This window comes from Rhizobium acaciae (genome assembly GCF_025941625.1).
GTDB classification, from domain to species: Bacteria; Pseudomonadota; Alphaproteobacteria; order Rhizobiales; family Rhizobiaceae; genus Rhizobium; species Rhizobium acaciae.
The window spans coordinates 52,265-75,449 of the sequence record NZ_JAPCZO010000015.1 but is presented as its reverse complement, the minus strand read 5'-3'; the positions used below and the strand labels follow the sequence as shown (position 1 = coordinate 75,449).

Here is a 23,185-nt window from a genome sequence, read left to right as displayed (position 1 = left end):
GGTTTGCCACCCGTCATTGTCAGCCGCCCCAAGCCGCCTTGAACTGCTCGACATTCTCCTTGGTGATCATCGGCAAGTCGAGATGGTGGTTCGGAGTGGGGATCTGATCGCCCTTGCCGGCGAAGAACAGGACGGCGTCCTCAATGGCGGTCGAGCCTTGCGGGGCCGGATCCTGATTGACGGTGCCGTAGACTGTGCCCTTGAGGATGGCGTTGCGCACGTCGGCGGGATAGTCGCCCAAAATGAACTTGACGTCGGTGCGGCCGCTCAGGGCGGCGAAATTGGCGCCGTTCACGCCTTCCGGCCCCTGATCAACGATCGCCGCGATGGCTCCCTCGGGATATTTGCTGAGATAGTCCTGGGTGATGGCGAGTGCCTTGGAGTTATCCCAGTCGGCAGCCTGCTTCTCGAGGATCTCGATGCCGGGATACTTTTTCAGAGTGTCCATCAGACCCGCTTCACGGCTGAGCTGCGCCGAGGTACCGAGCTTGCCAAGGATATAGGCAATCTTAGCCTTCTCGCCGACCGCCTTGACGATCAGGTCGCCCTGGCGCTGACCGAAGACGAAGTCATCGACGCCGACGTAGGTGAGGACTTTTGCCCCAGAGCTGACGTCAGCCTTCGTGTTGACCGCCATGACGGGAATGTTTGCAGCGGCAGCCTGACGGATGACCGGCACGATCCCCTTGGGATCACTGGGAGCGATCAGGATCATGTCGACCTGCTGGGCGATGAACTGCTGAACGATCGAGATCTGGGTGGCGAGATCGCCATTGCCGCTCTGGATGTCTAGCGAGATGCCGTTCTTCCTGGCTGTCTCGTCGGCCATCTTGATTAGGTTCGAATAGAACGGCACCGAGGTATTCCAGATCATGAAGCCGATCCGCTTGGCGGACTGAGCCTTGGCAAGCCCTGTCGTGGCGAGAGCGGCAAGGCCGGCTGCACCGATCAAAATGGTTCTGCGATAGATGTTGGTCATTTCTTCCTCCTCCAGGTTTCAGCGCAGTTCGCGCCGCTTGCGTTGATAGCTATCGAGACCGACGGCCACGAGAATGACGGCGCCAGTCACGGCCGGCTGCCAGAACGGGGATACCCCGAGCAGGTTCAGGGCGTTGGCAATAATGCCAAGCAGAAGTGTGCCGAGCACAGCACTCCAGACCTGGCCGACACCGCCTGATAGCGGCACCCCACCGACCACGACTGCAGCGATTGCTGTAAGGGGCCAATCGGTTGCGCTTGCGGGCTGGCCGATATTGGTCTGGCCAAGCAGAACAACCCCTGCAACCGCTGCGAATAAGCCGCCGAGTGCATACGTGGTCACCAGCACGCGGTCGACATTGATGCCGGCAAGTCGAGCTGCAGTCTTATTGCCGCCGACGATGTAGATGTTGTGGCCGAGTATCGTGAAGCGCAGGATGGCCCAGCAGACAAACGCGACAAGAGCGAAGATGATCGTCGGGATCGGGATGGGGCCGATGCGTCCAAGCCCCAGGACAGTGAAAGACTCAGGCACCCCGTAAACCGGTTGCGCGGCGGTCCCGACGAACAGGAAGCCCGTGACGAGAACCTGCGTCGCCAGTGTCGTGACAAAGGGATTGATACCGAGCTTGGCGATGAAGAAACCGTTCGCGATGCCGACGCCAAGGCCGAGCAGGAGCGCTACCACGATGCCGAGAGGCATGGAGTATTGAACGATCACCGCGGCCGCGACGACTGAGGACATGGCGCCCACGGCACCCACGGAAAGATCGAAGCCGCCCGTGATGATCATCAGGAGCATGCCGCAGGCGACGATCCCGATGATGGAATTACGCTGCAGCACATTGGCAAAATTCGCCCAGGTGGCGAAATGCGGAACAGTCAGGCTGAAGCCGACGAGCAGCAGCACGAAAATGATCGGCAGGGCATAGGAGGAAAGGGACGACCAACGTGCTGCCGGGTCCTTTGCTTGCATTTTTACAGCCGGATTGGCAGCCGCTTGGCTCCGGTCGCTACTCATGTTCATTGCCTCCAAAAAGCTGTTCTGCGGGTGAGGCCGCTCTCGACTTTTCACCTGCGAAGAGGAGCGTGCCGATGAGCTCGGCCTGCTCCTTCAGGGCTGCCGGCACGACCTTGACGTTCTCGGTGGCGCGGGCGATCGAGAATCGCCTCATCGCGTCCTTCAGCGGATTGAGCAGGCTATCGCCGGCCCGCATGAGCTCGCCGCCGACGATGACGATTTCGGGATTGAAATAGCTGCACAGCGCGCCGATGGAGCGTCCCACCAAGGCGCCGGCATCGGCCACCACGCGGTTGGCGCCGACGTCGCCTGCGGCAGCTTTCCGCAGCATCTCGTCGGAGGAGATTTCCCCATGCGAGGCCACAAGCGCCTTAGCCAGGGCATGGACCGAAATTTTGGCCTCGAGACAGCCGCGGCTCCCGCAGCGGCACACGTCTCCATGCTCGTCGACGACCACGTGGCCAAGCTCACCGGCGATGCCGGTCGCTCCGCGGAAGATCTTGCCGTTGATCGCAATGCCGAGCCCGACGCCAATTGACAGCAGCACATATAGGGCGACGTTGGCATTGCGGGCCGCGCCATAGGTGCTTTCTGCAAGCATGCCGAGATTGGCGTCGTTGTCCATGTAGACAGGCAGGCCCAAGCGGCGCGAAAGACCACCGGGGACATCGGTCCCTACCCAGCGAGCAAGGATCGATCCGGCGTGAAGGTGGCCGGTTGCCGCATCTACGGGGCCGGGGACACCTATTCCGACGGCATTGATCTGCCGACGGTCGACGCGCGATGCCGCGATGATCTGTTCCACTTTCGCGGCCGCGAAATCCAGTGCGGCCTCTGCCGGCATTTCGATATCGAAATCGCCGGAGGATTCGTCTATGATCCGGTAGTTCGCATCAGAAATGGCCGTCTTGATGAAGATGCGCCCGAAATCGATGCCGACGTAGTAGCCGTGCTGGGCTACCAGCGCGATGCGCCGGCCCGGCCGCCCGGCGGGCTTCGACCCCTCTACATCGTCGCCGGTCTCTTCGACAACGCCTTCGGCAAGGAGAGAAGAAACCAGTAGCGAGGTCGTCGAACGGGAAACGCCGAGCTGTCGCGCAAGCTCCGCTCGTGACTGCGGTCCCTTCGCGAGGGCCGTTAATGCGCCTGTTCTAAGGCGTGCTTGCGATGCTGCCATTCAGCTTAACTCCTCCCTTGGCTGACGTTTGACATGATCAAATCGTTATGTCAAATCCCGGACATATAGTTCGTTAGGATAATTCGATTTCGAACAAATGGGAGAGGCAGATGCAGACTTGGAGGGTTCGCGCCGGAACAGTGTTGGTCGGTGAAGAGTTGGAACCGATCACAAATGGAGCGGTTCTCATCGAAGGAGAGCGTATCGTTGCGGCAGGGCCGGACGCTGAAGTTCCCGGTCGCGACAATGCGGCTTCCCTCGATCTGGGCAACTCGACGCTGATGCCCGGGCTGATCGACGCTCACATGCACACGTTCGGGGTCGACAGCACGAAACTTGGCACACTTGCGACGGAACATTTAAGCTACAGGGCCGGCCGCGCGCTCACCGAACTCAAGGAGATGCTGCATGCCGGCTTTACCGGCGCACGCTGCCTCGGTTCAACGATCGGCCCGCAGGTGCGGCGGCTGATCGAGGAGGGATTTTCCGACGGGCCGGACTTGAAGGCGGCAGGAGCGTTCATTTCCTCAACCTCAGGTACTTGGGATTCAAACGGAATGCCACTGGCCATGGCGAGGGCGGGGGGCGAACTTGCTGACGGTCCGGACGGATTGCGGCGCGCGGTGCGCGAAAGGGTACGTGATGGAGCGGATTTCATAAAACTCGGCCTTTCGAAAGGCGGCGTCCACGATCGCTATCACGCCTGGGGAGACGACCCGTTGGCGCAGGTGCCATGCCTCAGCCTTGAGGAGGTGCGGGCCGCCGTAGATGAGGCCCATCGAAACGGCCTCAAAGTAAGCGCCCACGCAATCGGTGAAGCAGCCGTCCGCTTGGCGCTCGACGGAGGAATTAACATTATTGAGCACGGCTACGGCATCACCGAAGACACCCGCAGGCAGTTGGTCAGCGAGGGAAAAATTGTCGTGACCACCCTCTCGCAAATCCACTTTCATCGGGCGGCTTACGAGTCCTTCCGTTATCCCGAATGGGAGCGGGAGGTCTACGAACGCCATTGGAAATTCATGGTCCGGGATTTCAAGCTTGGCCTCGAAGCCGGCGTACGCTTCGCCCTTGGAACGGACCTGATCGGCGCGCCGACGCACCCCCTGAAGGAAGCGGCCATGGAATTCGTGCTTGCCGTCGAACTCGGCATGGCACCCGCAGATGCCCTGCGCGCCGGTACGATCGTGGCTGCCGAAGTTCTTGGCGTCCATAAAAACGTCGGCTCGATAGAAATGGGGAAGAAAGCCAATCTCGTCGCAGTGGCCGGTGATCCTCTAAAAGAGATCGCCTCACTACGTCACCCGGAGCTCGTCATGAAAGATGGGCGGCTTATAAGATCGTCGGAGGGTTAGCTCTAACTGTCGTTACAGCACGAAAAACGCGCGTCCTGCGGTGCAGCGCTCCTCATCGCGGCCCGGAGGCGCTGGCTGTTTCTAGAAACGTCCCGGTTCTGCGACCCATTGGTCGACAAAGTCGAAGACACGTTTTTTGGTGTCGCCGTATTCCGGCCGGCACGGTTGAAACAGATGGGTCGCGCCCTCTACCGAGGCGTAGCTTTTGTCAGTAGCGGCGAGATGATCGAAGATCACTTCGCCCGGCACGACGAGATAGTGGCAGCTCATTGTCAGCACGAGCGTCGGCACCGTCACGCCCTCGGCATTTGATGGCGTCGACGTGTAGGACGATGCCCAATCTACTCCGACGATGTCGTCCGCAGTGAAGGCGAATTCTGCATTGGCGAGGATCGCCGAGTTCGCCAGGAAGCCGCGCACGGTCGTCGAATAGTTCATCGCGCCGAACTGATCGAGAATGGCGAGCACCTGCTTTCCGCCCGCCGACGGCCGCACAGACTTGATGATCTCCTCGGTGCGGCTGCCATCCGAGCGGATCAGCGTGTGGAGTTGCTTGGTATGGGCAGCAAATCTCAGGTCCGGTTGGTAAAGGCGAGCTCCAAGCGCCCGGACACCGACGCCTTTGACCACGAACGGTTCGTCGTCCGAAAATTCGCCCTTGCCCTCCTCGATGAGCTTCAGCCGTTCGAGCGCCGCATCGACGATTTCATTGTTGCGGGTCGCCTGGGCCTTGTAGAAGCGCTGTGTGAACTCAGCCGTATAGGTTGCTTTCTTGCCTTCGACATCATAACCGTTTTCAGTGGCAAACATGTCGACGGACTTGTCCCTGCCCTCCCCGCCAGCAGCCGGGTCAACCGCGCTCATCTGATGGGCCGCACCCAGCGTCGGATCGAGCAATATGAGGCCGTCCGGCTTTTCTAGTTCGCCGATCTTCTTTCCGTCGCACGGCACGATTTTTCTGGCATCCTGGCATACGGACGGGCCGTGCTCAGCGACGTTCTGGTAAAGCGTTCCCATGTGAGTGCCGCCGCTGTGGGCGAGCAGGACGACCTTTTCGACCCCGGGGAGCTTGCGCAGATAGGCGATCCCCCGCGAGATGCTCGGCAGAAAGGCTTCCGGCGGTGCATCGGGGTTGTCGCGGTCGCCGCGATAGTTCACCAGCATGACGCGATAGCCGAGATTCGCAACCGCCGGCCCCGGCTGCTCCTTGAAGTTGTCGCGATTCGGATGCGAGAAGACGAATGCGATACGCGGGTTCGCAGTAGGTTCGGTCGGCTCGAGAAGCAGACCTTCCGTATCTTCGGCGAGGCGAATGTACTGCGAGCGGAACTTGTCGGAGGTCGCTGAAATTTCGGCTTTCATGGTTGACTGCTGCGCGGAAAGAGATGCGGGCAAAACAATCATGGAGGCGGTGAAAGTGGCTACGGACAGGTATCTCATGGTCATGCTCCTTGCCTGTGGAAAAGGCGCAATTCCCCGACTGGACGGGCCGACGGGTTTGTGGGCTTTGTAGATATCGGCGCGCTTCACAATATTTGTCAGCGACTTAGGATTGACGGCGGAAAGTAGCTCCGGCAAATTCGATCTCCTTCCGTGGCGATAAGAATTTGCTGAAGAGCTTGCCTTGGTCGTCTCGTTTGCACGCATCTGAAACTGCTCGCGCTGCAAGCCTCCGGATTGTGCGAATGCCTGCCCTCAGGGAGCGCTTCCCGAGTGGGCGCGTCGTTTGTAAATAGATGGCAGACCAACGAACGGCATGCGGACCGATGGCGCGCAATACGGAAAATCAGTCGAAATCTCTTGGCAGGAATACTTATCTGTCCATTCTTGATGCCATTCGCGATGGTACCTATCGACCGGGCGCCGCGCTGCGGGAGGAAGAGGTTGCGGCACGCCTGAATGTCAGTCGGACGCCGGTGCGGGAGGCCCTCGGGCGGCTGCAGGAAAAAGGACTGCTGGAGGCCGCGCCCGGCCGCGGATTGGCGGTGGCCGCGTTGTCGTCATCGCAGATTTTCGAACTCTACGCGATGCGTGAGGAGATGGAGGGAATTGTCGCCCGATATGCAGCCCATCACGCGACCGATGCCGAGATTGCCAATCTCGAGCGCATCAACGCCTCGTTCGCCGCTGCCCAGGGCGACGCGAATGCGGCAGCACGGTTCAATCGCGAATTCCACGCTCGGCTTTATGAAGCCGCCCGAAACCGCTATTTGCAGCACGCGGTCGAAGACCTGCATGAAACGATCGCGCTTCTGTCCGACACCACGTTCAGCCATCCCGGGCGAACAGGCGTTGCGGCGGACGAGCACAGCCTTCTGATTGAAGCCATACGCCAACGCGACACGGTCGCGGCACAGGCACGCGCCGTGGAGCATATCCGGGAAGCCTTGAAGGTGCGGCTCATCCTCTCCACTCATTCCTGACCGTTCCAACGCTGGCGGTTTGACATGTGCCGATGTGTGGGCTAGCGTTATGAATACATTTGTATGCAATGAGGCGGCGATGATCGATACGTCGAAGGAGTACGATGTTTTGGTGATCGGCGGTGGAAATGCCGCTCTCTGTGCAGCGATCGGCGCCGCGCGCGATGGCGTCAGCGTTCTTGTCGTCGAAGCCGCTCCAAAATTTTACCGCGGCGGCAATACGCGCCACACCAGGAACATGCGCTGCGCCCATGACGCGGCGACCGAAACGCTTTCCGGCCCCTATTTCGAAGAGGAGTTCTTCGAAGATCTATTGCGGGTGACCGGTGGCAATACTGACGAACACCTTTCCAGGATGATGATCCGTGAATCCAAGGACATGTTGAACTGGATCGTCGAACAGGGTGTCCGTTTCCAGCCCTCTCTCGGCGGCACCTTGAGCCTCGGCCGGACGAATTCATTCTTTCTCGGCGGCGGCCGCGCGATGCTCAATGCCCTCTACCGCACTGCCGAGGAACTGGGGGTCGAGGTTGTCTACGACGCGGAGGTGGTCGGTCTCGATGCCGCACAAGGGCATTTCACCTCCGCTACCGTTCGACACAACGGAGCAGATCAGCAGGTCCGGGCGAAAGCGCTCATCGCGGCATGCGGCGGATTCGAGTCGAATTTCGAATGGCTGAAGGAAGGCTGGGGCGAGATCGCCGACAACTTTCTCATACGCGGCACCCGTTACAATCGCGGCACGGTTACGCGAATGCTGATCGATCAGGGTATGATGCAGATCGGCGATCCTACGCAGTGTCATGCGGTCGCCATCGACGCGCGTGCGCCAAAATACGACGGCGGCATCATCACCCGTCTCGACTGCGTGGTGTTCGGCATCGTCGTGAACCAACAGGCTCAGCGCTTCTACGACGAAGGCGAGGACGTCTGGCCGAAGAGATACGCCATCTGGGGGCGACTAGTCGCGAACCAGCCGGGGCAGATCGCCTACATCATCTTCGACGCGGATTCGCTCGAAATGTTCATGCCGTCCCTTTATCCGGCCATCCGGGCCGGCTCCGTCGAAGAACTTGCCGAAAAGCTCGGGCTCGATCCGCCGGCCCTGGCGCAGACAATATCGTCCTTCAACGCAGCCGTGCGTCCCGGACAGTTCGATCACACGATCCTGGACGACTGTCGCACGGAAGCGCTTGACCCGCCCAAGAGCCACTGGGCGCGCCGCATCGAAAGGACACCTTTCTACGCCTACCCCGTCCGTCCCGGCATCACGTTCACTTATCTCGGCGTCAAGGTCGATGAGAAGGCGCGGATGGTGATGGCCGATGGCAACCCTGCCTCGAACATGTTTGCGGCAGGCGAGATCATGGCCGGCAACGTGCTTGGCCAAGGATATGCAGCGGGCATCGGCATGACGATCGGAAGCGTGTTCGGACGCATCGCAGGACGACAGGCGGCTGCGGCCGCACAAACGGATATCACGTCAGCCAACCGGAAAACGGTCGCCCTGGAGGAAGCATGAACATTCACGCCGACATGAACATCACGCATGCCAGCGCAACACTGGAAGAAGCCGACAGGTTGATGACGGTATGCAATTCCTGTCGCTACTGTGAGGGTCTTTGCGCCGTTTTTCCGGCCATGGAGATGCGACGCGCGTTTCACGACGGAGACCTGAACTATCTTGCCAATCTCTGCCACGGCTGCGGCGCCTGCCTGGCGGACTGCCAGTTCGCCCCACCCCACGAATTCGATGTCAATGTTCCCAGGACGCTCGCAAAATTGCGTGGCGATACCTACCAGGCCTATGTCTGGCCCAAGTCGCTCGCCGTGGCCTTCGAGCGCAATGGCGTTGCGACAGCGCTGATCGCTGCATTCGGCGTAGCAGTTTTTATCGGAGGTTTCGCCGCCTGGAACGATCCGGCCGTTCTGTTTGGCGTCCACGACGGTCCAGGCTCCTTCTACAAGCTGATGCCACACAACGCGATGGCGGGGCTTTTCATGGCAGTTTCCCTCTACGTCATTATGGCCGTAGCGATGGGCATCCGCGCCTTCTGGACCGATATCGGCGAACCCTTTGCCACCTGGAGACAGCCGGGCTCAATATGGCAGGCCATTCGCGACGCCTGCACGCTGCGATACTTGGATGGTGGCGGAGTGGGTTGCATGAACGAAAACGATGCGCCGACCGACCGGCGCCAGCTCTACCACCACATCACCTTCTACGGTTTCACGCTGTGTTTTCTCTCTACCTCGACGGCGACGGGATATCATTACCTTTTCGGGCTGGAAGCCCCTTATCCGTGGTACGATCTGCCTGTCGTGCTGGGTACGATCGGCGGGCTCGGGCTCGTCGTCGGACCGGTTGGCCTGCTGGTCGCAAAGACTCACCGCGATCCGCTGATGCTCGACAAGCCGCGGCTCGGCATGGATGTGGCCTTCATGCTTATGCTCTTCCTCACCGGTCTTACCGGCCTGCTGCTGCTCGTTCTTCGCACGACACCGGCGATGGGTCTGATGCTCGCAATCCATCTCGGCGTCGTCTTTGCTCTATTCCTGACCATGCCGTACGGCAAGTTCATGCACGGTATCTATCGGTTCCTCGCGCTAGTGCGCTATGCCCGCGAGCGCCGGATGTTCGTGGACGCGCACTGAACGGGTCTGAAAGCAGGGTCGCGATCAGACGGCTCGCCTCGCATGCGCCCTCAATAGATTGAGGAAACGGGACTGCACCGGTGTCGGCAGCCAGTCAGAGCGGGTCGTGATACCCTTCTGCATTGGCGGCAGATCAGGCGACCATTTCAGCACCGAAAGAAGCTTCATTCGCTCTTCGACCTCCACTTCATGGCGATTCACCAGCGTCAGGCGGTCGCTATACATGACGATCGAGCGGATCGTCGAAAGCGAACTCGTTTCGATGCCGATGCGCGGTCGTTTCTCTGCGCCTTCAAACATTGCCTCATATTGGCGCCGCCGCGGAGACCCCTCGCCCGGCACGATCCAGTCGTAGTCGGTCAGATCGGAGATCGAGACGGCCGGTTGCGAGGCGAGCGGGTGGCCAGCGCGCGAAACGATGCAATAGGGATCCGAGAACAGTGGCTCCTCGGAAATGTCGGTCGCCCATTCCGGCCGCCGCAACACGCCGAATATGACGTCGATCGAGCCCGTACGAAGGCTGTTCAGCAGAATGTTGTAAGGCGAATTGGTCACGGAGACCCGCGCCTCGGAAAACTGGTTGGTGAGATCGGCGATCGCCGCACCGATCAGATAGGCACCCGACATCGGCAGCGTGCCGATCGCGATCCGGCCGCTTTCCACGCCGTCCAAATACCGGATATCGTCTTCGACCGCTTCCATCTCGCGGATGGCAAGCCCTATCTTGCGTGCGAATTCCAGCCCGACCGGAGACAGGACAAGCCCGTATTTAGTCGGCTGGTAAAGAGGGCGTTGCAAGGTCGCCTCGATCTCGCGGGCGGCACGATGTAGCGATGCGGTGGATATGCCGACCGACCGAGCTGCCTGTGAAAACGACGTGCTTTTAGCAATCGCCAGAAGACAACGGATCTGGGCGCTCGTCACATGCCAGGAGAGCGGCTTCGAACCCTCATTCGATTTTACGTCCGACAGCGCCCGGTCGATCTGATCGAGGAAACGTCGGACCCGATGCAGGAAAACCTCTCCAGCTGCTGTCGGATAGGAACCGTTCTGACGCCGATCGAACAATGGCCGCCCGACATTCAGCTCCATCTTGGCGATCGCCTGCGTTACTGCCGGTTGGGACAGGTTGATCTCGGCCGATGCGCGGCTGACGCTCGCATTTCTCGCGACGGCATCGATCGCCCGCAGGTGCCGGATGTTCGGTACCGCGAGGTTCTGAGAGAGGGTGCTTTCGTCTTCCAAAAATTCGGTCATTAGTCAGTATCAATGGCACCCGACGGCATGAATTTCTCCTAAGATCCGCACCGTTCGACATGCCTTCTCCTTCCTCACCCTACAAGAACAGGATTTTGATGAATGAATCCACCTAAAATTCATTCCCATCGTGGTCGCGGCGCACTCCGGTTCGACTTGGGTTCAATCCGGAAAAAATCCGGCCTTCAGCATAATCTTATATCCCGCCACGCAGTTTCAATTTGCAAACAAGCAGTCGGAGGCGTTTTCTTGCAAGCACGGGTTTGGGTGGGAGCCATGCCTGTCAGAACGAAAATCTGGGGAGGAGAACTGCAGATGTTTTGTGAAAGAAGAATTCTCGGGCTGGCCGGTGTCGTCGCGCTGATCGGCGTCGCGATGTCCGCCACGGCTGGCTTTGCCGCCGATTTCACGCTGAAGAAGCCGCTGGAAATGGTGATCGGCAATGCGCCCGGCGGCGCAATGGACCGGTTGGCACGCCTCACCGATCTTTATCTCAAGTCGCAGAAGCTTATTCCGAACGAGAGCATCGTGCTACCGAAGCCGGGCGGCGGCCATGCGGTGGCGCTGGCCTATATCAAGTCGCATGCCAAGGATCCGTCGCGGCTGATGGCGGTCAACACGCTGCTGATCTCCAACAACCTGCTCGGTCGCTCAGAACTCAAATATAGCGATTTCACGCCGCTCGCGATCCTCTACGAGGAGCCGATGATGTTTGCGGTGAAATATGACTCGCAGATCACGGACGGCGCCGATCTTGCCAAGCGCCTGAAGGCGGATCCAACGTCCGTCAGCTTTTCGGTTTCGAGCGGCCTCGGCACCGCTAATCATATGGCGGCCATCCTTCTCGCCAAGGCGGTGGGTGCCGATATCCGCGCCGTGAAGGCCGTCAGCTTCGAATCCGGCAGCGAGGGCATCACTTCCGTGCTCGGCGGCCATGTCGATGTCGTGGTGACGCCTCCCGGCTCGATGATGCAGTTCATCGAAACCAAGCAACTCCGCTTCATCGCCGTCGCCGGGGATCATCGCGCCGATGCCCCGCTCGCCGATATCCCGACCTGGAAGGAAATCGGCTACGACGTATCGGTATCGGCCTGGCGCGGCGTCATCGGCCCTCCGGGCCTGAAGCCGGAGGAAATCGACTTCTGGCAGAAGGGTTTCGAAGGCTTCATGAAATCCGATGAATACAAGAAGGGCGCCAAGGAGGAGACCTTCGAGGCCCGTTACCTGAACGCAGCCGACAGCGCGAAGTTCTTGGCCGACATGGACGCACAGTTCCGTGACTATCTGACCCTGGTCGGTGCCGCCCAGTCGAAATAGCACGGGTCTTCCCGACGCTCATGTTTACCAACTCTGAAGGCTGGAGGCTCGGCAATGTCCAAGCTGATCGACAATTCGCGTATATTTATTTCAGCATTCGGCTTCGTCGCCGCGGTGGCTTACGGCATCGCGGCCAGCCGGCTTTCAATCCCGGCTTTCAGCGACCCGGTCGGGCCGCGCCTGTTTCCGTACATGGTCGCGACCGGCCTGTGTCTTGCCTCGCTTGCCCTGATCGCCGAGCATTTCGCGATCAGGCGGACAGCCGACGTGACGGAAACGGATGGCGAGGAACCAGATGGCGTAGCCAAGGTGGCATTCGTCGCGCTTAGCATGCTCGCCGTCTATTACATGGTGTTCGACTATCTCGGCTTTCTTCTCGCCACCGCTTTGTTCCTCATCGTCTTCCTCAGTTACAGCAATCGCGGCCAGTTGACGGTGAATCTCCTCGTCGCACTGCTCTTCCCGATCGCCGCTTACCTTCTTCTGGACACAGCCTTCGGTGCCCGCCTTCCGGACGGCATCCTCGATTTCGGGTAGGGCGCATGGAACAGTTCTCGCATTTCATCGGCGGTTTTGCCGTCGCACTCGATCCCATCAATCTCTGGTACGCCCTGCTCGGCTGCATCATGGGAACGATCGTCGGCGTGCTTCCCGGGCTTGGACCGGCCGCCGGCATGGCGCTTCTGATCCCGGCCACCTTCGGCATGGAACCGGCTTCCGCAATTATCATGCTGGCAGGCCTCTATTACGGCGCCCAATATGGCGGATCGACCACGTCGATCCTCATCAACACGCCAGGCGAGGCGTCCTCCGTGATGACGACGCTCGACGGTTTCCAGATGGCGCGTGCAGGGCGGGCTGGTGCAGCGCTGGCGGTGGCGGCGATCGGCTCCTTCATAGCCGGTACGATCGGCGTCATCCTGCTCAGCCTGCTGGCGGTGCCCCTGTCGCATTTTGCGTTGAAGATCGGGCCTGCCGAGTATTTCGCCCTTCTGCTTTTCTCGATGTCGTCGGTGACGTCACTCACCGGTTCGTCCCTGCCGAAGGCGGGTTTTGCCGTGATGATCGGCCTCATGATAGCCACCGTCGGGATCGATCTGCAAAGTGGTACGTCCCGATTTACCGGTGGCATTCCCGAGCTGCAGGATGGTATCGGCTTCATCGTCGCGGCCGTCGGCCTGTTCGCCATCACGGAAGTCTTCGTGACGCTCGAGCAGATGTTCAGGGGTAAGACCGAGATCATCGGCATCAAGGGCAATCTCTGGCTTAATCGCGAGGAATGGCGGCGCTCTTGGATGCCGATCCTGCGCGGCAGCTTCATCGGCTTCTTCAAGGGCATCCTGCCGGGCGGCGGCGCGACCATCGCCACCATCCTCTCCTACAGCCTGGAGCGCAGCCTTTCCAAGGAGCCGGAAAAATTCGGCACGGGGATGATCGAAGGCGTGGCCGGACCGGAATCCGCCAACAACGCCGCCGCTACCGGTGCCTTCGTCCCGTTGCTGGCGCTGGGCCTGCCGGGTTCCGCATCGACGGCCATCCTGCTCGGCGCCTTCATGATCTACGGAGTGCAGCCCGGTCCGCAGTTGCTGGTCAAGGAGCCCGACCTCGTCTGGGGCCTCATCAGCAGCATGTATATCGGCAACGTCATCCTGTTCATCCTTAACCTGCCGCTGATCATGCTTTTCGTGCGCATACTCTATGTGCCGGCCGGCATCATGCTGCCGATGATCCTCGTCGTCGCCAGTATCGGCGTCTATTCGATGAACGAAAGCGTCATGGAATTGTATCTGGCGCTCGGCTTCGGCGTGCTCGGCTACCTGATGCGCAAACTGTCGATCCCGGTCCCGCCGCTCGTCCTGTCGATCGTGCTTGGCGGACTGCTGGAGAAGTCGTTCCGCCAGTCGCTCACCATTTCGGGCGGCGATCTCGGAATCCTGGTCGGCAGCCCGATTGCCGTCGCACTCCTCATCGCCAGTGTCATCGTCTTCTGCATCCCCTTCATTCCGAAGCGGAAGCAGAACAAAGTGGAAAGCATTGCCAAATGAACTCCGTCACTGCCATCAATGCCAATCCGGTCGCCTATCAGGCGCTCGCAGCCGCCTTCAGGGCGGAAGACACCGAAGTCCTATTCGCGCTTCTCGGTGACGGCAACATGCACTGGGCCGCAAGTCTGACGGATCTGGGCGTTCGCGGCGTCTATGCCCGGCATGAACATGCCGCCTGCGCCATGGCGACCATGTATGCCCGGGCAACCGGCAAGGTCGGTGTCGCGTCCGTCACCTGCGGCCCAGGGCTGACCCAGATCATGACTGCACTGACCACCGCAGTACAGGCACGCATACCGCTCGTTATTTTTGCCGGTGAAAGCCCGATGCATGCGGGCTTCTACAACCAACATGTCGAGCAACGGCCGCTCGTAGTCGCGACCGGCGCCCATTACATCACGGCGCACAGCCTTCCCCGCATGACGGATTATGTCCGGGAGGCTTTCTTCCTGGCCCGGACCGAGCGTATGCCGGTGGTCATCGGCGTGCCGCTGGACCTACAGAAGCAGATGCTTCCGAAACCTTATGACTATGCACCGTCATCGTCGGTCATTCCCAGGACCGGCCGCGTGATGCCGAATGAGACCGATGTCGATCGCGTCGTCAATGCGATCAAGGCGTCGAAGAGGGTGGTGGTAGTCGCCGGTCTCGGCGCTCTCTATTCAGGCGCACAGCTGGATTGCGAAGCACTGGCGGAAGCCTGCGACGGAATGCTTGCCACCACCTTGCCTGCCCGCGGCATGTTCGATCACCACCCATTTGGTATCGGCATTTCCGGAGGTTACTGCCGCGCGACAGGTCACCGGCTGATGCAGGAAGCGGACCTCCTCATCGCGGTTGGCGCAAGTCTCGCCCATTTCACCACCGACGGCGGCAAGCTCTTTAGCAAGGCACAGAAAGTCCAGATCGATACGCAGCCGCTTGGGTTAAAACACGGCCGTCAGGCCGCCGACATCTATCTGCGCGCCGATGCGGTCGAAGGCATCCGGGCCGTGCTCGACAAGCTGCCCAAAGAGGGGTCGCAACGGAACTGGCGCTCCGATGCCCTGGCAACGGAGATCGCCGACGCACCTGCCGATCCCACCACCTTCCCACCGCAGCCGGGCTTCATAGACCCCCGCGATGCCGTCGCAGCGATCGACCGCGTCGTTCCGAAGGACTGGGAGGTGATCAACAGCTCCGGCCACTGCGCTTATTTTACCGCACAGCTTCGCGGCCGCAGGCCGGAAAACTTCAACGTCATCCGCGACTTCGGAGCGATTGGCAACGGACTCTCCTATGCGATGGGCGCAGCCGTCGCCAAGCCCGATCGCACGATCGTGCTGCTTGACGGAGATGGTAGCCTGCTGATGCATGCCCAGGAACTCGAGACGGTTCGCCGGCACGGGCTGAAAATGCTGATCTGCGTTCTCAACGACGGTGCCTATGGCTCGGAAATTCACAAGATGCACTCGGACGCTATCAGCGACGAGGGAGCGGTCCATGGCCGCGGTGACCTTGCCGCCGTTGCCCGGGGCTTCGGCCTGCGCGGCCGGACATTGAACAGCAGCGACCAATTCGAACTCGCCTTCCAGGAGTTCCTGGAGGTCGGACCGGGTGCGGAGTTGTGGGACATCCACGTCGCGGACAACGTCACGACCCCTGTCATGCGCGCGCACATGAGTCACTGAGCCCGATCGGGCTCGAGCAGGTCGGTTCAAATGAGAGGGCGCAAGGCGTCCGAATGGAGGATCCAGATTTCAATGAATGAACATGTAACCCACAAGAACGGCTCGTCGATCGCCTCGCTCGCGGCATGGACGCTGTACACGGATGCCGCTTACACCACGGACCTGGCTCTGAGGCAGGCCGAACTGCTGACGCTCGATTCCATCGGCTGCGCCTTCGCCAGCCACGATGCCGGCTCGCCGCGGCGAGTCTCGGTGATGGTGCAGGAATTGGGCGGTAATCCGCAATGCGCCGCGATCGGACAAGGCTTCCGCACATCGGTGCTGAACGCAACGCTGCTGAATTGCGCCCTCGTCCGCTCGCTCGATTTCAATGATGTGCAGTTCATCATGAAGGAAGGCAAACTGCATGTCGGGGGGCATTGCAGCGATACGCTCGCGTCGGCACTCGCTGTCGGCGAGATGGCGGGCGCCCCGGGACGCGATGTGCTGACCGCCATCATCATGGGTTACGAACTTTTTCGCCGCCTGCGCAATCTCATGCCGTATTCCTCCGTCTGGGACGGCACCAGTGCGCTCGGCCTCGTCGCGGCGGCGATGGCTGGCCGGCTCCTCAAACTGGATGTCGAGAAGCAGGCGAACGCGCTGGCGCTGGCTGCGGCACGCTGTGCCACGCCCTCCATCGTCCGGTACGGCGAACTTTCCGGCGCCAAGAACATGGTGAGCGCCTTTACCGCGCAACAAGGCGTGCAGGCGGCGATCCTTGCATCCAAGGGGATGACAGGGCCGAAGCAAATCCTCGATCACAAATGGGGTCTGACGACCGTCTTCGACCCCGGACTCGGAATCCAGGACCTCTGGGCACCGATCTCTGAGACCCTCTACATCCTGGATTCGCATGTGAAGACTTATGCCTGCATCGGCACCGCGCAATCCGAAATCGTCGCCGCGTTGCAGGTCCGCGATAGAGTCGCCGGCCGCATCGACCAGATCGAGGCGATCGACGTGACGATGGCCGACCTGCCGATCATCCGCAAGCAGCAGACGGAAGCGCCTCGCCTGACACCCTCCACCCGCGAGACCGCGGACCATAGCTTCACCTTCCTGCCGGCCGTCGTACTGATCGATGGCACGCTGACGAAGAAGCAGTTCGAGAATCAGCGGTGGGAGGAGCCCGTGACAAAGGCGCTGAGTGCAAAGGTAAGGCTGTCTGTCTCGGCAGAACTCGCCGCACGGGCGCCGACGGCCATGCCATGCAATCTGAAGATCCGCATGTCCGGCGGCGAAATCATCGAGACGGAATGCCTCTATCCGCCGGGGCATTCCTTCCCCGACCGCGGCCTTAACCAGGCGCCGGTCGTGGAAAAATTCACCACGATCACCAGCGATTTCATGGATGTCGATGCGCAGGGGAGGCTCGTCGACGGCCTGCTGGATCTGAGGAATGCGGCGTCCATCGCGCCGATCATGGGCATGCTCACAGCAACGCCCAGACAATAGGGCGGCCTTTGGCCGTCTCCATCAGTCGTTACAAAAATGGGAGGTAAAGACATGACGACTCGACGTAGCATAACCAAGGCCGCCATGGCATTGGTCTTCACCGCATTGACCGCTCAGGTCACCCATGCGCAGACGCCTGCCGAATTCTACAAGGGCAAGACTGTTACCCTGATCGTCAGCGCTGCGCCCGGCGGCGGCGCTGACCTCTATGCCCGCGCATTCATCAAGTATTTCTCCAAATACCTGCCGGGCAATCCGAACGTGGTCATCAACAACCTGCCGGGTGCCGGCGGTTTGACCGCCGCAGGTCAGTTGCAGAATTCCGAAGCCCGCGACGGCACCGTCGTCGCCATGCTTCAGCGCAACAACCTCTACCTGCCGCTCGTCTCGGATGAGAAGATCGCCTTCGACCCGCGCAAGGTCGGCTGGCTCGGCAGCCTCAACAAGGAAACCTACGCACTTGCCACCTGGCAGAATGCGAAGGTGAAGAAGATCGACGATCTCTTCGCCCAGCCGCTCGTCATAGGCTCGACCTCGTTCAACAACGAGAACCGGACCTTCCCGGCGATCATCAATCAGTACCTCGGAGCCAAGATGGATATCGTTGCCGGATACAAGGGCAACGACGAAATCGCGCTCGCGATGGAACGCGGCGAAGTCCAGGGCCGCTTCCTCACGGTCACCAGCCTGATGAGCGGCAATGATGCAAGCTGGCTGAAGGACGGCAAGATCAACGTTATCGCGCAAATGGGCATTGAACCCAATCCGGCCATCCCGAACGTGCCGCTGATCCTGAATTATGTGAAGAATCCTGAAACTAAGGCATTGTTCGAGTTCATGTTCCTGCCACTCCAGACCGGTCGGCCTTTCGCTGCCCCGCCGGAAGTTCCTGCCGATCGCCTCGCAGCGCTGCGCAAGGCTTTCGAGGATGCCGCAAACGACAAGGACTTCAGGGCCGAGCTTACCAAGCAGAACGCTACTGTCGAACTGGTCAATGGTCTGGATACGGAAGCAATCGTCAAGACGCTCTATGCGACACCGGGCGACACCATCAAGGCGGTCAAGGCGCTGCTCAAGCCGCAATGACGACAAGCGGGGCGTGCGGGAATGCCCGCATGTCCCGCCCACCGTCACTGAAATCTTTCTCCTCCGAAGGGACGCCCGATGGACGCCTCAACAGCCATGGGCATGTTCACCGCTGCCGGTGATGCACTGCTCATCATTCTTGATCCGACGCGACTTGCAATCCTCTGCTTCGCCGCCTTTCTGGGCGTCATTCTCGGCATCGTGCCCGGCATCGGCGGCTTGGCCGGAACTGCGCTCCTATTGCCTTTCACCTTTTCCATGGATCCCTACACCGCATTCGCCTTTTTGCTGGGCTTGAGTGCGACGACGTCCACCGGGGATCCCATTCCCGCCATCCTGTTTGGCGTTCCGGGGGGAGCAAGTTCGGCGGCGACGGTCCTCGACGGATTGCCCATGGCACGGCGCGGCGAAGCCGGCCGGGCGCTGAGTGCCGCCTATATGTCGTCGCTGATGGGTGGTCTTTTCGGCGCGGCCCTGCTCGGCCTTGCGGTCCCGATCCTCCGGCCGGTCATGCTGTTCATCGGCACACCGGAGATGCTCGCCATCTCGATCCTCGGTCTTTCGATGGTCGCCGCCCTGTCGAGCAGCACACCGCTCAGAGGCCTTGCCGCAGCATCGATCGGCATCATGATCTCGATGATCGGCTCGGAACCCCGCACCGGCACCTACCGCTGGACCTTCGAGAACCTCTATCTCTGGGAAGGTATCCCGCTCGTTCCGATCACGCTTGGCCTTTTTGCCCTGCCCGAGCTCTGCGACATGGCAATTGCTCGCCAAAAGCTCAGCTCTGATCAGAAATATGAAGTGAACAAAGGCATCTGGCAGGGCGCCAGGGACTGCTTCGAACACTGGTGGCTGATCATGCGCTGCAGCTGGATCGGCACGGCGCTTGGCGCGATCCCCGGCATCGGCGGATCGGTAGTCGACTGGGTCGCCTATGCGCACGCAGCACGCAGCGTCAAGGGCGGGCAGAAGACCTTCGGCACCGGCGACGTGCGTGGCGTCATCGCCTCGGAAAGCTCCAACAATGCCAAGGAAGGCGGCTCGCTTATCACCACGATCGCCTTCGGCATTCCCGGCACTGCCGGTATGGCGATCATCCTTGGCGCCTTCCTGAGCCAGGGTCTGGTTCCCGGCCCCGACATGCTGGCCAGGAACCTTTCCATCACCTATTCGATGGTCTGGAGCATCGCGCTCGCCAACATCGTCGGCGCCGGTCTCTGCTACCTCTTCAGCGGCCAGTTCGCCAAGATCGCCACGCTGCGCTACACTCTGGTACTGCCGATGGTGGCGAGCATCATCTTCATCGGTGCCTTCGAAGGGTCGCGCCAGTGGGGCGATCTTTTCGCGCTCCTCTGCTTCGGCACCGTCGGCTGGACGATGAAGCGCCTGCGTTGGCCCCGCGCTCCGTTGATCCTCGGCGTCGTGCTCGGCGACACGATCGAGCGGCAGCTGTTCATTTCGATCCGCCTCTACGGCGCGGACTGGCTGCTGCACCCGATCGTCGCCGTTATCCTGCTGATCGCGCTCTACGGCATCCTGCGACCGATGATCCAAAGCATCCTGAAGAACCGCCGGCGCGGCGTACGGGGCCTGCGATTGGGCCGGCCGCAATTTGCGCCGACCGATCTCTTCGCCGTCGCATTGCTTCTGGCGCTCGGTTATCTGCTGTTGCACACCATCGGCTGGCCCTACACGACCCTGCTGGTCCCACGCATCGTCACCATTACCGCCATGGCGGCGGTCGGCCTCTCGCTCGTCAATTCCGTCTTCACACGCGGCATTGTCGCGGAGCCGTCGGGCAGCGATGACGACGAAGGGCAGCCATTGTACATGGACAGCGTCGGCGAAACCGGTCACCTGACCAACCGACAGATCGGCCTGCGTGCTGCCGCCTTCATGGGCTGGATGCTCGCCTTCCTCCTGTCTATGGCGACAATCGGCATCGTGCCGACGATAGCGTGGTTCGTGATCGCCTATATGCGCCTTGAGGGGCGCGAGCGGTGGACCCTCATCATGCCGATGGCGATCGGCCTTGCAGGTTTCGTCTATATCGTCTTCGATCAATTGCTGATGATCGCTTGGCCGCGGACATACCTGGGAGCACTGTTCCCTGCCCTTCAAGCATTTGTCCCGACCCTTCGATGAGTTACGCAACCAAGGAAGAAACGACGGGCGGCTCAAGCCGCCTGTCCGCCGCCCTTCAGCGGGACGTGCTTTTCTACATGGTCGGCCGTTTTCTATGGGTGTCTGCAGTCCAGATACTCAACGTTGCCGTCGGCTGGCTGATCTACGACGTGACTCGCAGCGCACTTGCGCTTGGCATGGTCGGCCTGGCAGCATTCACGCCCAAACTCGTGCTCTCGCTGGTCTCCGGCGTCGTCGCAGACAGGTTCGAGCGACGGGTGATCTGCGGAATAGCGTTTTTTGTCATGGGAGTGGTCACCCTCGGTCTGCTGGTTGTGGCCTCCACCACCCCAGCCGTCACCGGTGCCGTCTACGCCCTGTTCATCCTCTTCGGAACCGCGCGGGGCTTTGCCTCGCCGGCAGCCCAGGCCATGGTCGCCAACCTTGTCCCACGCGATGCGCTGAGCCGTGTCATGGGGGTCTCCTCTTCGATCAGCCAGATGGCCAGCATTATAGGTCCGGCGCTCGGTGGCCTTCTCTATGTGGCTGGAACCTGGGCGCCGTTCGCGGTGGCCGCGGCGGCTTTCCTGCTGGCTTCGCTTCTCAATCTGCTGATTTCAAAAAGACCGCCCAGTCGCGGCAAATCTCGTCTCCGGCTGAGCGACGCATTCGAAGGGCTGCATTTCATCCGCCGGAAACCCGTGATAATGGGGGCGATATCGCTCGATCTCTTTACGGTCCTGCTCGGCGGAGCGACGGCCTTGTTGCCCATGGTCGCCAGCGAAATTCTGCACCTCGGCCCTCTCGGGCTGGGTGTCCTGCGCTCCATGCCTGCGGTCGGCGCGATGATGGTCGGCCTTACGCTTGCCTACCGGCCGGTCGAACAACGGGCCGGGCACAAGCTTTTTCTCGCCACCACCACATTCGGGCTGGCGACCATCGTTCTGGCCCTTTCACAAGATTTCTATCTGTCGCTCGGCGCACTCTGGCTGATCGGGGCATCGGACGTGATCAGCGTCGTCATCCGCCAGACGCTGGTGCAAAGCGATACGCCGGACGAAATGCGTGGTCGCGTTGCCGCGGTCAACTCGCTCTTCGTCGGAGCGTCAAACGAACTGGGAGAATTCGAGTCCGGGGTTACCGCCGCAGCCTTCGGCCTGGTTCCGGCCATCCTGATCGGCGGCCTCGGCACAGTTGCGGTCTCGATCATCTGGGCCTCTATCTTTCCTCAACTCAGAAGGCGAGACCATCTGATCGAACCTTAGGCATCAGCACAACCTGTAGCCTCATCGCCGGAAATTCCGGTAAATTTGCTGCGCAGGCGACTGAAAGACATATGTTTTTCAACCTCGTCCATCACATATGCCAATGCACTCAAAACCCGCCCTTAGCTTTTTCTTATGGAGATCGCCAGCCTTACGATTGGCAAGCTTTCGCGTGGCGATCTAGTTTTCTTATAAAAGTCAACGGGATATTTCCGGGACGCGGCAACGAACTGCCAGGTTCGGCAGATCAAGCAGAGCCCGCGGAAAATTCAGTATAAGCCTAGAGAGGTTACCCATGGTCGCTGCTTTCGAGCCGCTGTCGTTATCTTTCGCCGTCCGCACATACGGTCACACCGCCGATGTCAAAAGCGGTGAAATTCCGGTCAAGGGCGTCAGCCCGAACTGGATCGAGGTCAAGCCCCAGATTGCCGCCTACCGGCGCATGGTCCGCGAGCTGGAATTCGACGTCTGCGAACTCGCGCCGACGACCTATATCATCGCCAGGGCCTATGGTGTGAAATTCACGGCGCTGCCGATTTTCGTATCCCGTCGCTTCCATCACAACGGGCTCTTGGTGCGGCCCGACGCCGGTATCGAAGTACCGAAAGATCTCGAAGGCAAGAAGGTTGGCGTGCGGGCCTATTCGGTCACGACCGGCGTCTGGACGCGCGGCGTGCTCGTCGACGAATACGGGCTCGACGACCACAAGGTGACTTGGGTCGTCGATGATGAAGAGCATGTCCAGGCGCTGAAGCTGCCCGACAACGTCATCCATGCACCGGAGGGCAAGTCGCTCGCCTCGATGATGGACAGCGGCGAAATCCAGGCAGGATTCGAAGCCAATGCCGGCATCGGCCGGGAGGGCAAGCCGGACCAGAACTGGTCGGAAAAGAACCTGGCCAGCACGATGGAATACCGGGAGCTGCTTGCCAACGCGGACAAGCTCGCCGCGGACTGGTACCGACGCACCGGGATCTACCCGATGCATGGGCTTGTCGTCGTCAGGGACGAGGTTCTGAAAGCGCACCGATGGGTCGCCAAGTCGCTTTACGAGGCATTCCTCGAGTCCAAGAACCGCTATGTCGCGGATCTCAACGCGGGCAAACATACCGGCAAGGACGACAGGAAATATCTGGAACTCGCCCGGGTTGTCGGTTCCGACCCGCTGCCATACGGCGTCGCGGAGAACCGCGCATCGATCGAGGCCCTGCAGCGCTATGCGAAACACCAGGGTCTCATTCCGAACGAGCTGCCGCTGAGCGAGCTCTTCCTCGACCCCACGAAATGAAATCTGCAGACAAGTGAAATTCAA

General features: G+C 60.6%; 18 protein-coding genes. 13 read left to right on the top strand and 5 right to left on the bottom strand.

What is annotated here, in order from left to right; all coding sequences use genetic code 11:
- Positions 1-19: 19 nt before the first annotated feature.
- From OLZ32_RS23395 to OLZ32_RS23385, 3 genes are read right to left on the bottom strand one after another with little or no spacing between them, the layout of a single operon-like run.
- Complete coding sequence (locus OLZ32_RS23395) at positions 20-979, bottom strand: sugar ABC transporter substrate-binding protein (RefSeq protein WP_264422990.1); 960 nt, start codon at positions 977-979, stop codon at positions 20-22.
- An 18-nt stretch (positions 980-997) separates the two neighbouring features.
- On the bottom strand, positions 998-1,999 hold the full coding sequence (locus tag OLZ32_RS23390; RefSeq protein WP_264422987.1) for an ABC transporter permease: 1,002 nt from the start codon (positions 1,997-1,999) through the stop codon (positions 998-1,000).
- Complete coding sequence (locus OLZ32_RS23385) at positions 1,992-3,176, bottom strand: ROK family protein (RefSeq protein ID WP_264422985.1); 1,185 nt, start codon at positions 3,174-3,176, stop codon at positions 1,992-1,994. Before OLZ32_RS23385 ends, OLZ32_RS23390 begins: the two co-directional genes overlap by 8 nt.
- A 143-nt stretch (positions 3,177-3,319) precedes the next feature.
- Between OLZ32_RS23385 and OLZ32_RS23380 the strand changes: the two genes are divergently transcribed.
- A complete protein-coding gene (locus OLZ32_RS23380; RefSeq protein WP_264422983.1) occupies positions 3,320-4,531 on the top strand; it encodes an amidohydrolase family protein in 1,212 nt (403 codons plus the stop codon).
- A gap of 81 nt (positions 4,532-4,612) precedes the next feature.
- Here the strand turns inward: OLZ32_RS23380 and OLZ32_RS23375 are convergent, their stop codons facing one another.
- Complete coding sequence (locus tag OLZ32_RS23375; RefSeq protein ID WP_264422981.1) at positions 4,613-6,199, bottom strand: alpha/beta hydrolase family protein; 1,587 nt, start codon at positions 6,197-6,199, stop codon at positions 4,613-4,615.
- Positions 6,200-6,297: 98 nt separating this feature from the next.
- Here OLZ32_RS23375 and OLZ32_RS23370 point away from each other — a divergent pair, with 98 nt between their 5' ends.
- From OLZ32_RS23370 to tcuB, 3 genes are all read left to right on the top strand, one after another.
- Positions 6,298-6,954, top strand: a complete 657-nt coding sequence (locus OLZ32_RS23370) for a GntR family transcriptional regulator (RefSeq protein WP_264422979.1) — start codon at positions 6,298-6,300, stop codon at positions 6,952-6,954.
- A 79-nt stretch (positions 6,955-7,033) separates the two neighbouring features.
- Complete coding sequence (tcuA, locus tag OLZ32_RS23365; RefSeq protein WP_264423210.1) at positions 7,034-8,476, top strand: FAD-dependent tricarballylate dehydrogenase TcuA; 1,443 nt, start codon at positions 7,034-7,036, stop codon at positions 8,474-8,476.
- The gene (gene tcuB, locus OLZ32_RS23360; RefSeq protein WP_264422977.1) at positions 8,473-9,609 is read left to right on the top strand and encodes a tricarballylate utilization 4Fe-4S protein TcuB; all 1,137 of its coding nucleotides are present in this window, start codon (positions 8,473-8,475) and stop codon (positions 9,607-9,609) included. The genes tcuA and tcuB overlap by 4 nt, the downstream gene beginning before the upstream one ends.
- Positions 9,610-9,633: 24 nt before the next feature.
- Here the strand turns inward: tcuB and OLZ32_RS23355 are convergent, their stop codons facing one another.
- Complete coding sequence (locus OLZ32_RS23355) at positions 9,634-10,866, bottom strand: LysR family transcriptional regulator (protein ID WP_264422975.1); 1,233 nt, start codon at positions 10,864-10,866, stop codon at positions 9,634-9,636.
- Positions 10,867-11,181: 315 nt separating this feature from the next.
- On the opposite strand from OLZ32_RS23355, the gene OLZ32_RS23350 reads away from it, so the two are divergent.
- The 9 genes from OLZ32_RS23350 to OLZ32_RS23310 all read left to right on the top strand — a co-directional run bounded on the left by OLZ32_RS23350 (position 11,182) and on the right by OLZ32_RS23310 (position 23,161).
- Positions 11,182-12,183 carry a tripartite tricarboxylate transporter substrate binding protein gene (locus OLZ32_RS23350; protein WP_264422973.1) on the top strand — a complete coding sequence of 334 codons (1,002 nt, stop codon included), beginning with the start codon at positions 11,182-11,184 and terminating at the stop codon, positions 12,181-12,183.
- Between the two features lie 54 nt (positions 12,184-12,237).
- Positions 12,238-12,720 (top strand): tripartite tricarboxylate transporter TctB family protein, encoded by a 483-nt coding sequence (locus OLZ32_RS23345; RefSeq protein ID WP_264422971.1) that lies wholly within the window; start codon positions 12,238-12,240, stop codon positions 12,718-12,720.
- A 5-nt stretch (positions 12,721-12,725) separates the two neighbouring features.
- Complete coding sequence (locus OLZ32_RS23340; protein ID WP_264422969.1) at positions 12,726-14,228, top strand: tripartite tricarboxylate transporter permease; 1,503 nt, start codon at positions 12,726-12,728, stop codon at positions 14,226-14,228.
- On the top strand, positions 14,225-15,898 hold the full coding sequence (locus OLZ32_RS23335) for a thiamine pyrophosphate-binding protein (protein WP_264422967.1): 1,674 nt from the start codon (positions 14,225-14,227) through the stop codon (positions 15,896-15,898). Before OLZ32_RS23340 ends, OLZ32_RS23335 begins: the two co-directional genes overlap by 4 nt.
- A 72-nt stretch (positions 15,899-15,970) precedes the next feature.
- Positions 15,971-17,395 (top strand): MmgE/PrpD family protein, encoded by a 1,425-nt coding sequence (locus tag OLZ32_RS23330; protein WP_264422965.1) that lies wholly within the window; start codon positions 15,971-15,973, stop codon positions 17,393-17,395.
- Between the two features lie 51 nt (positions 17,396-17,446).
- Positions 17,447-18,481, top strand: a complete 1,035-nt coding sequence (locus OLZ32_RS23325; RefSeq protein WP_264422963.1) for a Bug family tripartite tricarboxylate transporter substrate binding protein — start codon at positions 17,447-17,449, stop codon at positions 18,479-18,481.
- Between the two features lie 78 nt (positions 18,482-18,559).
- Positions 18,560-20,629 carry a tripartite tricarboxylate transporter permease gene (locus tag OLZ32_RS23320; RefSeq protein ID WP_264422961.1) on the top strand — a complete coding sequence of 690 codons (2,070 nt, stop codon included), beginning with the start codon at positions 18,560-18,562 and terminating at the stop codon, positions 20,627-20,629.
- Positions 20,626-21,873 (top strand): MFS transporter, encoded by a 1,248-nt coding sequence (locus OLZ32_RS23315; RefSeq protein WP_264422959.1) that lies wholly within the window; start codon positions 20,626-20,628, stop codon positions 21,871-21,873. The genes OLZ32_RS23320 and OLZ32_RS23315 overlap by 4 nt, the downstream gene beginning before the upstream one ends.
- A 295-nt stretch (positions 21,874-22,168) precedes the next feature.
- The gene (locus OLZ32_RS23310) at positions 22,169-23,161 is read left to right on the top strand and encodes an ABC transporter substrate-binding protein (RefSeq protein WP_264422957.1); all 993 of its coding nucleotides are present in this window, start codon (positions 22,169-22,171) and stop codon (positions 23,159-23,161) included.
- Positions 23,162-23,185: the final 24 nt, after the last annotated feature.

Excerpts from the sequence above, each read along its gene's own strand:
- OLZ32_RS23325 (WP_264422963.1), top strand. The coding sequence starts at position 17,447 with ATGACGACTCGACGTAGCATAACCAAGGCCGCCATGGCATTGGTCTTC.
- tcuB (WP_264422977.1), top strand. The coding sequence starts at position 8,473 with ATGAACATTCACGCCGACATGAACATCACGCATGCCAGCGCAACACTG.
- OLZ32_RS23345 (WP_264422971.1), top strand. The coding sequence starts at position 12,238 with ATGTCCAAGCTGATCGACAATTCGCGTATATTTATTTCAGCATTCGGC.
- OLZ32_RS23390 (WP_264422987.1), bottom strand. The coding sequence starts at position 1,999 with ATGAGTAGCGACCGGAGCCAAGCGGCTGCCAATCCGGCTGTAAAAATG.
- OLZ32_RS23355 (WP_264422975.1), bottom strand. The coding sequence starts at position 10,866 with ATGACCGAATTTTTGGAAGACGAAAGCACCCTCTCTCAGAACCTCGCG.
- OLZ32_RS23370 (WP_264422979.1), top strand. The coding sequence starts at position 6,298 with ATGGCGCGCAATACGGAAAATCAGTCGAAATCTCTTGGCAGGAATACT.
- OLZ32_RS23310 (WP_264422957.1), top strand. The coding sequence starts at position 22,169 with ATGGTCGCTGCTTTCGAGCCGCTGTCGTTATCTTTCGCCGTCCGCACA.
- OLZ32_RS23385 (WP_264422985.1), bottom strand. The coding sequence starts at position 3,176 with ATGGCAGCATCGCAAGCACGCCTTAGAACAGGCGCATTAACGGCCCTC.
- OLZ32_RS23335 (WP_264422967.1), top strand. The coding sequence starts at position 14,225 with ATGAACTCCGTCACTGCCATCAATGCCAATCCGGTCGCCTATCAGGCG.
- OLZ32_RS23395 (WP_264422990.1), bottom strand. The coding sequence starts at position 979 with ATGACCAACATCTATCGCAGAACCATTTTGATCGGTGCAGCCGGCCTT.
- OLZ32_RS23340 (WP_264422969.1), top strand. The coding sequence starts at position 12,726 with ATGGAACAGTTCTCGCATTTCATCGGCGGTTTTGCCGTCGCACTCGAT.
- OLZ32_RS23315 (WP_264422959.1), top strand. The coding sequence starts at position 20,626 with ATGAGTTACGCAACCAAGGAAGAAACGACGGGCGGCTCAAGCCGCCTG.
- OLZ32_RS23320 (WP_264422961.1), top strand. The coding sequence starts at position 18,560 with ATGGACGCCTCAACAGCCATGGGCATGTTCACCGCTGCCGGTGATGCA.
- tcuA (WP_264423210.1), top strand. The coding sequence starts at position 7,034 with ATGATCGATACGTCGAAGGAGTACGATGTTTTGGTGATCGGCGGTGGA.
- OLZ32_RS23330 (WP_264422965.1), top strand. The coding sequence starts at position 15,971 with ATGAATGAACATGTAACCCACAAGAACGGCTCGTCGATCGCCTCGCTC.
- OLZ32_RS23350 (WP_264422973.1), top strand. The coding sequence starts at position 11,182 with ATGTTTTGTGAAAGAAGAATTCTCGGGCTGGCCGGTGTCGTCGCGCTG.